Consider the following 13,547-nt stretch of genomic DNA (forward strand, 5'->3'; position numbering starts at 1 on the left):
TGTTTACAAATAAGATAATATTACCCGCACTTCTCTTCTCGTGTTTCTCTGCTATGAGCCAAATTTCGTTTGGAGATTCAAATAAAATCAATGACAATTGGAAATTTAATCTTCAAGACATTGCTGATGCCAAAAATATTTCTTTCGATGATAGCAAGTGGAAGCAGGTAAATGTACCGCATGATTGGAGTGTCAAAGGACAGCTAAGTCCAACTTTAGCAAGCTGTACTGGATTTCTGCCTGGTGGAATTGCATGGTACAGAAAATCGATTGCTGTTCCGCAAACGAAATCAGGAGAAAAAGTCTATTTATATTTTGAAGGAGTTTACAATAGAAGTGAAGTTTTCATCAATGGTCATTCATTAGGGAAACGGCCTAACGGCTATATTTCTTTTGCTTATGATGCTACTGAATTTATAAAATTTGGAGGTGAAAATATAATTTCAGTTCGAGTAGACCATAGCCAGAGTGCTGATTCAAGATGGTACAGCGGGTCAGGAATCTACAGAAATGTTTGGTTGGTTTATGCAAATCCAGTTCATATAGCGCAATGGGGCGTTTATGCTTATCCACAAGTTACAAATGGAAACGGGATTTTGAATGTCGAGGTTGATGTTGAAAACAAATCAAAAGCAAAAGCAAACCTTACAGTTGTAAATGAACTTTTCTCAAAAGGCGGAAAATTAGTTGGTAAATCTTCTTCTAAAGTGGATGTTGCCTTAAATGCAAATGGAAAAATTTCAACAAAGATAAGCGTTAAGAATCCGCAGTTATGGGATTTGGATAATCCAAATTTGTATGAGCTGAGAACGACGGTTTTTCAAAATGGAAAAGAAATAGACAAAACAGTTACTCAAACGGGTTTTAGAACTTTTAAGTTTGATCCAAATAATGGTTTTGCTCTTAACGGAAAATGGATGAAAATGAAAGGAGTTTGCCTGCATCATGACGCTGGAGTTTTGGGTTCTGCAGTCCCTAAAGAAGTTTGGAAAACTAGATTAGAAACATTGAAGGAGATTGGAGTAAATGCCATTCGTACAAGCCATAATCCGCAAGCGCCTGAATTTTATGAGCTTTGCGACGAATTAGGATTATTGGTTTTGAACGAAGCTTACGATGAATGGGAATTTCCAAAACGTAAATGGCTTGAAGGTTGGAATTACGGAACTCCGGGATTTGAAGGTTCATTTGACATTTTTGCTGACTGGGCAGAAAAAGACTTGGAAGATTTTGTACGCCGTGACCGAAACCATCTTTCTGTTTTTGCTTGGAGTATTGGCAACGAAGTAGATTATCCAAACGATCCTTATTCGCATCCCGTTTTAGATCAAGGAAAAAACGGATTTGGACAAGCGGCTTACGGAGGATATAAAAAAGATGCTCCAGATGCAATGCGTCTTGGAGCAATCGCAAAACGACTGGTTGCGGCTGTTAAAAAATATGACAAGTCACGCCCGACAACAGCTGGTTTAGCGGGAGTTGCAATGTCAAACGAAACCGAATATCCGGGCGCTTTAGATATTACAGGCTACAATTATACGGAAAGCAAATATGGTTTAGATCACGAAAAATATCCTAAAAGGGTAATTTACGGAAGTGAAAATACGCATGATATGCAACCTTGGCTTGCAGTAAAAAACAACAAACATATTTTTGGTCAGTTCCTTTGGACAGGAATTGATTACTTAGGAGAATCGGGAAGATGGCCTTCAAGAGGATTCTATTCGGGTTTAGTTGATTTTGCTGGTGTTATCAAGCCTAGAGGATATTTTCGCCAGTCGCTTTGGTCAGATAAACCAATGGCTTATTTAGGAACGTATCCATTAACAAATGAAAAAGATATTTCCAAAGATGCCTGGGCAATCTGGAATTACGAAGAAGGACAAAAGATACGTGTGGTTTGTTATACCAATGCCTCAAAAGCACGTTTAGAATTGAATGGTAAAGTAGTCGGCGAAACGAAATTATACGATGAAAAAACCGGCATTATCTATTGGGATATTCCGTTTGCATCTGGAAAATTAGAAGCAGTTGGATTGGATAAAAATGATAAAGAAGTAAGTCGTTACACAATTAATTCTACACAACAGCCTTTTGAATTAACGATTGCAGATAAAAATAGTATCATCAGCAAAGACAAAGGGGTTGCAAAAATTATGGTTCAGGTAAAAGACCAAAACGGACTTCCAGTTATGCTTTCAGATAACGAAGTGACTTGTACTATTACCGGCGCAGGAACTTTATTAGGATTGGAAGCGGGAAATAACAGCGACATGACTGATTATACTGATAATGTACAAAGAGTTTTTCACGGACATATTGTTGCGTACATTCAGGCAAATGGAGATTCGATAGCTCCAATAAAAGTAAAATTTACAAGTCAGTGGTTAAAACCTGTAGAGGTTACTATTAATGTGAAATAGCCAAATAAACAAAGGCTCTTCTTGCTTTTAGAACCTATCAGGTCTAATTTCTATATAAAAATAAAATTTCATTATATTTAAAGTGTAAAAACCACACATAAACAAACGCAATGAAAATTACAAACTTACTTACAATGATGGTAGGAGCTTTTTTTCTATCAGTCACTACTAGCGCTCAAAATAAAACATTCCAAAAAGAAGAATTCAAACAATGGGCTCAAACTCCTCCAATGGGTTGGAATAGCTGGGATTGTTACGGACCAACAGTTGAAGAACACGAAGTAAAAGCCAACGCCGATTATATGGCAAAAGAATTGAAGAAATTCGGTTGGGAATACATCGTAGTCGACATTCGTTGGTTTGTTGAAAACGACAAAGCAGGAGGTTATAACCAGACCGATCCGCGTTACGTAATCGATCAATACGGAAGATATTTGCCAGCAGTTAACCGATTTCCTTCAGCAAAAGACGGCCAAGGTTTCAAGCCTTTAGCAGATTATATTCATAAAAAAGGATTAAAATTCGGAATCCATATTATGCGTGGCATTCCTAAAAAAGCAGTTGAAGATAAACTGCCCATAAAAGGAGCAAACGGAATTACAGCAGACCAGGTTTATACCACCGCTTTACAATGCGAATGGCTGAGAGACAATTACACTATTTTGGCAGACAAACCAGGAGCACAGGAATATTATGATTCTATTTTCGAATTATATGCGCAATGGGGAGTAGATTTTATTAAAATTGACGATTTGTCAAGACCGTATCATGAAGCTGAAATCAACTTAATTAGAAATGCAATTGACAAATGCGGTCGTAAAATTGTATTAAGCACATCGCCAGGAGAAACGCCAATTTCAGCCGCGGCTCACGTAAGCACTCATGCCAATATGTGGCGTATGGTGGATGATGTTTGGGATACATGGCCGCACATTACGCATTTAATGGACGTAGCGCAAAAATGGTATCCGTATATCGCGCCAGGAACATGGCCAGACTGTGATATGATTCCGCTAGGACGTATTTCGATAAGAGGAGAAAGAGGAAATGATAGAATGACACGTTTAACCAAAGACGAACAATATACTTTGATTACATTTTTCAATATCTTCAAATCTCCATTGTTTTTCGGTGGAGACTTGCCAAGTAATGATGCTTTCACGTTGTCTTTATTAACAAATAAAAATGTAGTGAAAATGCATAACGAAAGTACAGACGTAAAACAGCTTTTCCAGAAAGATGGAAAAATTGCTGTGACTTCAAAAAATGCTGAAGATGGAAGTGTGTATTTGGCTTTGTTCAATATTTCAGATAATGCTTCAAAAAAAGTTGTCGTTGCTCTTTCGGATTTAGGAATTTCAGGTTCAGTTGAGGTTTTAAATATGTGGACAGGAGAAAAATCAAAAATAACTTCAAAAGAAATTGGAACTGATTTAAAACCGCATAGTTCTGTTTTGTATCAATTAAAAAGCAAAAAATAAATGAAAAGGATATTCTTTAGTCTATTGTCATTTTTTACTGTTTTTAATTTTTCTCAAGCGCAGAATAATCTAAAAGGTAGTCCGCCAGTTATTGCAGAGAAAGATTTGACGGCTTATCTCTTCGTTTATTTCATTGGAAATAAAGTCGAAGAAGAAGCTGTAAATTATGCTTTAAGCACAGATGGATATCATTATTATGCTCTGAATAATAATAAACCAATTTTAGATAGTAAAACAATCAGTTCAACTGGCGGCGTTCGCGATCCGCACATTTTACGTGGTGAAGATGGAAAAACATTTTATATGGTTTTGACTGATATGACTTCGTCAAAAGGTTGGGACAGCAATCGTGCAATGATTTTACTTAAAAGTGTCGATTTAGTTCATTGGAAGAGCGCTGTTGTCAATATGCAGACAGCTTTTTCTGGAAATGAAAACTTAAAAAGAGTTTGGGCACCACAGACTATTTATGATGACAAAGCTGGCAAATACATGATTTACTTTAGCATGCAGCATGGCACAGATCCTGATAAAATTTATTACGCTTATGCGAATGAAGATTTTACCGCTTTAGAAGGTGCTCCAAAATTATTATTTGTTCCAAAATCCAAAGGAGCTTGTATTGATGGAGACATTATTAAGAAAGATGGCGTTTATCATCTTTTTTATAAAACAGAATCAGAAACTGCTGGAATAAAGGTAGCTACCACAACCGATTTAACTTCTGGAAATTGGAAAGAAAATGATAATTATTTGCAGCAAACCAAGGAAAAAGTTGAGGGTTCGAGTATATTTAAAATCAATAATTCAGATGAGTATATTTTAATTTATGATGTCTATTCAAAAGGAAAATATCAATTTACAAAAACAAAAGATTTAGAAAATTTCACGGTTATAGATAATGATATTTCAATGGACTTTAAACCGCGTCACGGAACTATTTTGCCGATAACGCGTTCTGAATTGAAACGAATTACTGCAAAATGGGGAATGCCAGGGCAACTTTCAAAAATAAACAATAATCCAGTTTTGGAAGGTTATTATGCCGATCCTGAAATTCTATATTCGAACAAAACAAAAAGATATTATATCTACCCAACAACGGATGGATTTAACGATTGGTCAGGTTATTATTTTAAAACATTTTCTTCTGATAATTTAGTCGATTGGAAAGAGGAAGGCGTTATTTTAGATCTTAAAAAAGATGTTCCTTGGGGAGACAGAAATGCTTGGGCGCCTTGTATTGTGGAGAAAAAGATCAAAGGAAGATACAAATACTTCTATTATTTCACGGCTGCACAGAAAATTGGTGTTGCCGTTTCAGATCATCCAACAGGACCATTTAAAGACAGCGGAAAAGCACTTGTAGCCACTAGACCAGAAGGTATCAGGGATGGTCAGGAAATTGATCCTGATGTTTTTACAGATCCTAAAACAGGAAAAAATTATTTGTATTGGGGAAATATGTATATGGCCGTTGCGGAATTAAATCTGGATATGGTTTCTCTAAAAGAAGGAAGCACTAAAATAATTGCGGCAGACAAAACTTTTCGTGAAGGCACTTATGTAATTTACAGAAAAGGGAAATATTATTTCTTTTGGAGTGAAGACGATACGAGAAGCCCCAATTATAAAGTAAGATATGGAATTTCAGATTCCCCACTCGGTCCTCTTGAAATTCCACAAAATAACATTGTCATTCAGGGAATTCCGGAGCAGGGGATTTATGCTACGGGCCATAATTCGGTTTTGCAGATTCCAGGAAAAGACGAATGGTATATTGTGTATCATAGATTTTCGTATCCATCAGGCATTAAAATGGGACGCGCAGGCGGCTTTCATTGAGAGGTCTGTATTGATAAACTAGAGTTTGATGCTAATGGCTACATTTTAGAAACTAAACCTACTTTTGAAGGTGTAACTTTGAAATAAGTTGATTAAATTCTTTTAGCGAGCTGTTTTTTCTTCTAAGCTTACTTTCTTAAATAGAGAACAATTGATTTTAAATAAAACTCCTTTTTTGATAATAGCATTAAAAGAGTTTTATTTTTATAACTATAAATTCAAAAAAACGGTAAGATTCAAGTTTAGAAAATAATGTTATAAGATTCTGCCACAGAGATTTTTGGCGGTTTTAAAAAATTTGAAAAGCAGCATAAATAAAAAAAACCTGCGAATCTTGCGATTTGCAGGCTTTACCACGTTTTTTGCGGGTTTTTAAAAAGATTGAAAAACTTTCGTTTTGACTTCTTTTACCCTTTTTGTGGGGAGAGCAGGATTCGAACCTGCGAAGTTCACACAGCAGATTTACAGTCTGCCCTCGTTGGCCGCTTGAGTATCTCCCCGATCTCAGCTTGTTGCGCTTTGTTGTTCTTAGCGGTGGCAAAGATAGGAACTCTTTGTACATTTCCAAACAAAAAAATGACTTAATTTTAAGTTATTTTAAAGTTATTTTTTAATTCATTGGAATTGAATAAAATAAAAAGCATCCTAAATGCATTTTTTTTTAATTATTTCAGAAAGTAGGATTATTTTTATAGTAATTCTTTCGTTTTTACTTTGAATTTAATCTTTGATTAAGGCGTGAGATATTGCTTTTATTGACAAGTTAAAAGAATATTGACTAAAAAATATCTATTTAATATGGCTTTGTGTTCGGCTTAACACTTCTTTTTATATTTAATTTTTTAATTCTTTTTAATGAAAGTCCGTTTTTGAATTTCTGACAGGGCAAAAAAAAATCTCCACAAGGGAGATTTTTTTATTTTTATAAGAGAGATAGAATTATTTTGCTAACAATTCTAAGATCTTTGCTTTTAATTCAGCGCCTCTTAAATCTTGGGCTACCACTTTTCCTGATGCATCAAGAATAAAAGTAGCAGGAATTGCTTCAACATTGTATTGTTTTGCAATGGGCTCTTCCCAAAATTTTAAGTTAGAAACTTGAGTCCAAGTTAATCCATCTTTTGCAATAGCTTCTTTCCATTTTGCAGCGTCTTTATCTAAAGATACCCCAACTATGTTTAATCCTTTAGAATGAAGTTCTTTGTATAAAGCCACAACGTGAGGATTTTCTTGTCTGCATGGTCCGCACCATGAAGCCCAGAAATCTACAATAGTTACTTTACCTAAACTTTCTTTAAGCGATATTACTTTTCCTTCTGGATTTGGAGCCGAAAAATCAGCTCTTCATTTAGCGCTGCCTACCGCTGGAGCTGTAGCACCAACAGATGGCATTTTTGCTTGACCTAATCTAGTTTTGATTTCTTTTCCTGGAGCAGTATTTTTTAAAGACTCATCCAAAGTGCTGTATAAGCTCTCTAATTTTTTAGTGTCAGCTGTTGGATCATTCAATAAACTTTGAATAATTAAAGCTGTAATAAAAGATTTTGGGTGATTTTCAGCGTAAGCTAAATATTTCTTTTTGCTGCCTTCTTGAACTTCTTTTTGTAGTTCCATGTATTGTTTCATCAAGCCATTGATAGTTGCTGTATCTTGTGCTTGTTGAGCTTGCTGCATTTTAGTATTGTTCTTTTTCTGGAAATCCATTAAACTTTTTTGAGTTTTGTTCATGTCTTCCATAAAAGTCACGTACTCATCATTGTTGTAAGTTCCAGAAACTTTAGATTTATGGATACTATCTTTGTCAATAGCAATTTTAATTTCTCCTGTTTCTAGGATAAATGGGATAGGTCCGTTAGCACCTTGTAATATTAATGTATGGAAAGCTGGCTCAGTAACTTTTCCTTTTATTTCAAATTTTCCGTTTTCAACTTTTACTGTATCAAGAGAAACAGGCATTCTTGTAGCAGGATCTGCACCTTGTAAAATGATTGTTTTTCCGTTTTCAATCCCTGTAGCAGTACCTGTAATAAGGTATTCTCCATCTTTAACTTTGCTGCAAGAAATGATAGCTGCAGAAGCCGTAAGTACAAAAAGTATTTTTTTCATTATAAAAAATTAATTAGTTAATTGATTTGTGCAACAAAAGTATCTAAAATTATAAAACTTACAGAATTTTGCAACCTAAAATTTTGTTATAGTTTTTTTTGGCTTAAAACCCATTAAATCAGCGTGTTTATTGGCTCGATTTGATCAAATACTCTTAATAAGACGGTTATTTGAGCGACCCGTGTGCAAATATTTGAACTTAAGGCATAAAAAAAGCACTCTTTTAATAGAGTGCTTTTTTGTAAAATATAGTAGTATAAAACTATTCTTGATTTGTCTTCTTTCTCCAAGTAAAAGAGTTTAAGATATGTCTTTTAGCAAATCTTGCAGGAGAATCTGCATTTACCATCTTCACGTAAGTTGCTTTTGGTACGCTAATGTACTCGTAAACGCTTCCGTTAGAAAAGTCAATAATTAAACGACCTTCAACAAATTTATAATCTGTGATAGAACAAGTTGAAATTGTTTCTGTATACTCAGGTAAATTAAGTTTGATTGTATCAGGGTGAATACTTACTAAAAAGTGGTAAGCTTCGATAATCGTTTTACTTTTTTCTTCAGCTTCTTTTAAACCAGCTTCATTTCCCACAAATTTATCAGGATGAGATTCTTTCATCGCATTACGATAAATTGTCTTTAAATCTTTTAACTCTGCAGTTTTTTCTACGTTTAGTAACTTGCGGTATTCAACTATTTTTTTCATAAATAAAAGGTAACTACTTGTCTATTAGTTTGAAATCGTTTTGTTTTAGTTCAAATCGACAAATTTTTTGCAAAGGTACACTTTTTTTTAACTTTTTAGTTTTGATCGAAAAAATATTGATAAAAGTTAACTGTAAGTTTATTTAGTAGCAAAGGATTTTTTTAACCGCAAAGTGCGCTAATGTTTACGCAAAGAACGCAAAGAAATTGATTTAAGATTATATATAAAACCAAAGTTCGCAAAGCTTTGTATAAATATAACTTTGCGAACTTTGCGTAACTCTTTGCGTTCTTTGCGGTAAAACTTAACTATTCCAACAAAAAACTTGAAACCTGAAACCTGAAACAAAAAAATTATTCCGGCTTATGATTCGCTTTATCGAAGTTTCTTGATTTTTTAGGATATTTATCGTAGCTGATGTCGCTTGGATTTTCAATAACAGATTTTATAGTAATCCAATCTCCAACCTCAAATTTGGCTTGAACCATTTTATAGTCTAAAAGATATTCTCCACAGAAATAATTATTATTTTCATCTTTTTCGATAATGCCTGTAAAAACTCCTTTTTGAGGCATTTTTTGTTCTAAATCTTTAGACATGATTTTTTTGTTTTGAATTAAGGGAGCAAAGGTAAGCAATTTAGGTTTGGTTTGGGGAGTTCGCTGTAATCTGAGTATATTTGCATAATGCAAAAGAACTTTAAACCACATCCTAATTCTTTTAAAAATACGTTTTGTGCTTTTAATGAAGTACTTCCAAATTCAATTCAAGGATTGAAGAAGCAATTTGAAAGCAAAGCGGGAAGTGCCTATTATTATACGGAAGAAGGAATGTACCGTGTTTCGAATCATTGGGGGAGATTGGCCAATAGTAAGTGGCGTTTAATTGTTCGAAACCCAGAAACGGACTCGAAAACTAAAATTGGTTTTGCAAAATGGGAAGAGTTTTATCCTGATAATGCCGAAGAAAAATTATATTACATAAAAGCTGATTTCGAAAATAATCTTGCCAATTATGAGCACAAAAATAATCCCGAGTATGACGGAAAAGCAATTTTAAGAACAAGTTTTGAAACCGCAAAAAGATTAAAACAGATTAGAAACTTACAGCAGCTGACCAATTGGGCAAAACATTTTGATTATGACGATATTGATGAATTGCGAAAACAAATCATCAACGAATTGATTTTTACTGAAAAAACGCTAGAACAAATTAAAAGAGAAGTGTAATGGGACGTAATAACGAAAAGAACATCAAAAAACATAACGATAAATTGCATAAAGCCCAAGCGAAAGCCAAACAAGCTGAAATTGCACGTAAAGAGAAATTAAAAGAAATCGTTAAGAAATTCAACGAAAGTAAAAACGAAGAGTAGATAATAGTTTCAAGTTTCAGGTTTCATGTTCGAAGTTATCGTTGCGAACCTGAAACCTGAAACTTGAAACCTGAAACAAAAAAAAACAATGAATAGTAAATTCGAAACATTAAAAGCAAACGTACAGGAAATCATTGATTTGATTGCTGCGAAAAATGACAGAGAAGCAAACAACAAATTATTGGAAGTGAGCGAAACATTAGATGAAATGATTGATTTTGCTGAAGAAGACGAAGAAGTTCGCGAAATAACTCGTTATCAAGTTTTATTAAATCAGCTTCACGTTAAAATTAATGGAGAAGAACCAGTCGATGGAGAGTAAAAAATGCTTCTGTGACACAGGATTGCTTTTTGAAAATTGCTGCGGTTTATATCTGAATGACAATCAAAAAGCTCCTTCGGCATTAACTTTAATGCGGTCAAGATATTCGGCCTATGCAACTCACAATGCCGATTATCTTATGGAAACAACTTATATTTCAGAAAGAAAATATTATTCGAAATCTGAAATTTTAAGATGGGCCGTTTCTAATAAATGGCAGAAATTGGAAATTTTGAGTTCTTCTGAAAACACAGTTGAATTCAAAGCTTACTTTTTAGATTCAGATAATAAACCTCAAACACATTACGAATTCTCGACTTTTAAATTCGAAAATGGTGCCTGGTATTATGTAGACGGAAAGTTTGAATAATTATTATATCTAACACTGTTAGTTGAGATTTTTGTTTAAATATTTTAACTAAAAATTAATAAACGATTCGTTTTTCATAATTCTAAAAAGATGTAATTTTAGATTTATGAAAAACGAATTTAAAAAAGGCTTTTATTTTAAGACTTACGAAGCTCCTTTTCAGTCTCCGTTTGACAAACTTTTTACGATTTTTAAAGAGTTAATCACCCATACTTCGGGCGATTTTGATGAAGCCATAAACTGGCTTCGGGAACTGGACAAAGAATACAAACTTACCGACGAAAATTATACTATTGATGATTTTATCGAAGACCTGAAGAAAAAAGGATACATCAGAGATGAAGTAAAAGGCGATGGAAGTTCTGGTTTTGGAATAACTGCAAAAACAGAAAGAGCAATACGACAGCAAGCTTTGGATCAGATTTTTGGAAACCTGAAAAAATCTGGGAGCGGAAATCATAAAACAAAATATGCGGGAAGTGGCGATGAACACACTGGAGAATTCCGTGAGTATAATTTTGGCGATGGCTTAGAAAGAATTTCTTTAACTGAAAGTCTTCGAAATGCTCAAGTTAATAACGGTGTCGAAAGTTTTATGCTGACTGAAAATGATTTGGTCGTAGAAGATGCGCAGTACAAAGCACAAATGAGTACTGTTCTAATGATTGATATTAGCCACAGTATGATTTTATACGGAGAAGACCGAATTACCCCTGCAAAAAAAGTGGCTATGGCGTTGGCTGAATTAATTACAACAAGATACCCAAAAGATACGTTAGATATTTTGGTTTTTGGTAATGATGCCTGGACGATTCCAATCAAAGATTTGCCGTATTTGCAAGTTGGACCTTATCATACTAATACGGTTGCTGGTTTGCAATTGGCGATGGATATTCTTCGCAGAAAGCGAAATACCAACAAGCAGATTTTTATGATTACCGACGGAAAGCCAAGCTGTGTTCGCAAACGTGATGGTTCTTATTATATGAATAGTAATGGTTTGGATGAATACATTGTCGATAAATGTTACACTCAGGCGCAGCAGGCAAGAAAACTTCATATCCCAATTACAACTTTTATGATTGCTCGAGATCCGTATTTACAGCGTTTTGTGAATCAGTTTACAGAAGCCAATCAAGGAAAAGCATTTTATACCGGAATTAAAGGTTTGGGTGAGATGATTTTCGAGGATTATGAAGCGAATAGGAAGAAGAGGATTAAGTAAGTTGCTAAGGTTTTGAGATTCTAAGTTTCTAAGTTTCTGAGATGCTAAGATACTAAGGTTTCTTTGCACCTGAATATACGTTCTGGATTCCGTTCGTATATCGTAGAGACGCACCGCAGTGCGTCTAACACACGGCAATGACACAATATATTGTCATAAAAAAAATAAATAAACAATCTATATTTCAACACAATGGAAATAAATACTATAAAGACATTAGGTCAATTAAAAGCCACTGGATATAAAACTACAAGCATAAAAGAGGAATTGCGTAATAATCTTCGTGAGAAAATCAAATCGGGAAAACCTGTTTTTGAAGGTGTTCACGGATTTGAAAATACGGTAATTCCAGAATTGGAACGCGCGATTTTATCTCGACATAACATTAATTTACTAGGGCTTCGCGGACAGGCAAAAACGCGTTTGGCGCGCAAAATGGTCGAGTTATTAGATGAATATATTCCGTTTGTGGAAGGTTCAGAAATTAATGACGATCCGTTAAACCCGATTTCTCGTTTTGCGAAGGATTTAATTGCAGAAAAAGGAGACGAAACTCCGATTTCATGGTTACATAGAAACGATCGTTTCTTCGAAAAACTGGCAACTCCAGACGTTACGGTTGCCGATTTAATTGGAGATGTCGATCCGATAAAAGCGGCTAATTTGAAATTGTCTTATGCAGACGATCGCGTAATTCACTTCGGAATGATTCCGAGAGCGAATCGCTGTATTTTTGTAATTAACGAATTGCCCGATTTACAAGCCAGAATTCAAGTAGCATTATTTAATATTTTGCAAGAAGGCGATATTCAAATTAGAGGATTCAAATTAAGAATGCCTTTAGACATGCAATTTGTTTTCACCGCAAACCCTGAAGATTATACCAATAGAGGAAGTATTGTAACACCTTTAAAAGATAGAATTGGTTCTCAGATTTTAACACATTATCCAGAAAGTATCGAGATTGCGAGAACAATTACAGAGCAGGAATCTAAATTAGACCAAAATCAGACCGATGTGGTTTATGTTCCAAGTTTAGCAAGAGATATTTTGGAACAAATTAGTTTTGAAGCTCGTGAAAGCGAATACATCGATAACAAAAGCGGTGTAAGTGCAAGAATGAGTATTACGGCATTCGAAAACTTAATTAGTACAGCAGAGCGCCGAGCTTTGATTTCTGGAGTTGATAGAACTGCGCTTCGTTTATCTGACTTTGTTGGAATTATTCCAGCCATAACAGGTAAAGTAGAATTGGTTTACGAAGGAGAGCAGGAGGGAGCGGATGTTGTGGCCGAAAGTTTAATTGGTTCTGCCATTCGAAGATTATTTCCAGAATATTTCCCGAAAATAGAAAAATTAGAAAAACCTGATGAAAAAACACCATATTCAGATCTTGTAGAATGGTTTTTTGCTGAGAGCGGTTTCGAGTTGTTAGATGATGCTTCTGATAAAGATTATAAAAACATTCTAGATGAAGTAACTCCATTAGATGAATTATTGAAAAAATACCAGCCGCAATTAGCAAAAGAAGATGTCTATTTTATGAAAGAATTCATTCTTTGGGGATTGGTAGAATATAAGAAACTGAGCAAAGATCGTTTTGCAAAGGGAAGTCAGTTTAGAGATATTTACGGAAGCTATATCAGTAAATTCTAAAAAAAAAAGAATACAGATAAAACTTAATCTGGTCTAGCTGG

Annotated in this window: 11 protein-coding genes, 1 tRNA gene and 2 pseudogenes; 9 read left to right on the forward strand and 5 right to left on the reverse strand. The window is 34.5% G+C overall.

Annotated elements, in window-relative coordinates:
• Positions 1–53: 53 nt before the first annotated feature.
• From AC3Y25_RS20505 to AC3Y25_RS20515, 3 genes and pseudogenes are all read left to right on the forward strand, one after another.
• Positions 54–2,423, forward strand: a complete 2,370-nt coding sequence (locus AC3Y25_RS20505; RefSeq protein ID WP_489904013.1) for a glycoside hydrolase family 2 TIM barrel-domain containing protein — start codon at positions 54–56, stop codon at positions 2,421–2,423.
• Positions 2,424–2,533: 110 nt separating this feature from the next.
• Complete coding sequence (locus tag AC3Y25_RS20510; RefSeq protein ID WP_489904014.1) at positions 2,534–3,904, forward strand: glycoside hydrolase family 27 protein; 1,371 nt, start codon at positions 2,534–2,536, stop codon at positions 3,902–3,904.
• Positions 3,905–5,836 (forward strand): annotated as a pseudogene (locus tag AC3Y25_RS20515) (glycoside hydrolase family 43 protein).
• A 332-nt stretch (positions 5,837–6,168) separates the two neighbouring features.
• Here the strand turns inward: AC3Y25_RS20515 and AC3Y25_RS20520 are convergent.
• The 5 genes and pseudogenes from AC3Y25_RS20520 to AC3Y25_RS20540 all read right to left on the reverse strand — a co-directional run bounded on the left by AC3Y25_RS20520 (position 6,169) and on the right by AC3Y25_RS20540 (position 9,157).
• A tRNA-Tyr gene (locus AC3Y25_RS20520) sits at positions 6,169–6,249 on the reverse strand.
• Between the two features lie 439 nt (positions 6,250–6,688).
• Positions 6,689–7,075 (reverse strand): annotated as a pseudogene (locus AC3Y25_RS20525) (TlpA family protein disulfide reductase); the annotation flags it as partial.
• Between the two features lie 18 nt (positions 7,076–7,093).
• Positions 7,094–7,855 (reverse strand): DUF4369 domain-containing protein, encoded by a 762-nt coding sequence (locus tag AC3Y25_RS20530; RefSeq protein WP_248727376.1) that lies wholly within the window; start codon positions 7,853–7,855, stop codon positions 7,094–7,096.
• A 262-nt stretch (positions 7,856–8,117) separates the two neighbouring features.
• Positions 8,118–8,558: a KTSC domain-containing protein gene (locus tag AC3Y25_RS20535; protein WP_095931645.1), complete on the reverse strand. Its 441-nt coding sequence runs from the start codon at positions 8,556–8,558 to the stop codon at positions 8,118–8,120.
• 353 nt (positions 8,559–8,911) lie between these two features.
• A complete protein-coding gene (locus AC3Y25_RS20540) occupies positions 8,912–9,157 on the reverse strand; it encodes a hypothetical protein (protein ID WP_095931666.1) in 246 nt (81 codons plus the stop codon).
• An 87-nt stretch (positions 9,158–9,244) separates the two neighbouring features.
• Between AC3Y25_RS20540 and AC3Y25_RS20545 the strand changes: the two genes are divergently transcribed.
• The 6 genes from AC3Y25_RS20545 (at position 9,245) to AC3Y25_RS20570 (ending at position 13,506) form a co-directional block, all read left to right on the forward strand.
• Positions 9,245–9,787 (forward strand): hypothetical protein, encoded by a 543-nt coding sequence (locus AC3Y25_RS20545; RefSeq protein ID WP_489904015.1) that lies wholly within the window; start codon positions 9,245–9,247, stop codon positions 9,785–9,787.
• The gene (locus tag AC3Y25_RS20550; RefSeq protein ID WP_008467810.1) at positions 9,787–9,933 is read left to right on the forward strand and encodes a hypothetical protein; all 147 of its coding nucleotides are present in this window, start codon (positions 9,787–9,789) and stop codon (positions 9,931–9,933) included. Before AC3Y25_RS20545 ends, AC3Y25_RS20550 begins: the two co-directional genes overlap by 1 nt.
• Before the next feature lie 88 nt (positions 9,934–10,021).
• Complete coding sequence (locus AC3Y25_RS20555) at positions 10,022–10,255, forward strand: hypothetical protein (protein WP_111289368.1); 234 nt, start codon at positions 10,022–10,024, stop codon at positions 10,253–10,255.
• Entirely contained in the window at positions 10,245–10,625 is a 381-nt protein-coding gene (locus tag AC3Y25_RS20560; protein WP_489904054.1) for a YchJ family protein, read from the forward strand. Before AC3Y25_RS20555 ends, AC3Y25_RS20560 begins: the two co-directional genes overlap by 11 nt.
• Before the next feature lie 106 nt (positions 10,626–10,731).
• The gene (locus AC3Y25_RS20565; RefSeq protein ID WP_489904016.1) at positions 10,732–11,850 is read left to right on the forward strand and encodes a vWA domain-containing protein; all 1,119 of its coding nucleotides are present in this window, start codon (positions 10,732–10,734) and stop codon (positions 11,848–11,850) included.
• 192 nt (positions 11,851–12,042) lie between these two features.
• Positions 12,043–13,506 (forward strand): AAA family ATPase, encoded by a 1,464-nt coding sequence (locus AC3Y25_RS20570; RefSeq protein ID WP_489904017.1) that lies wholly within the window; start codon positions 12,043–12,045, stop codon positions 13,504–13,506.
• Positions 13,507–13,547: the final 41 nt, after the last annotated feature.

It is taken from the genome of Flavobacterium sp. LK-23 (assembly GCF_058135255.1).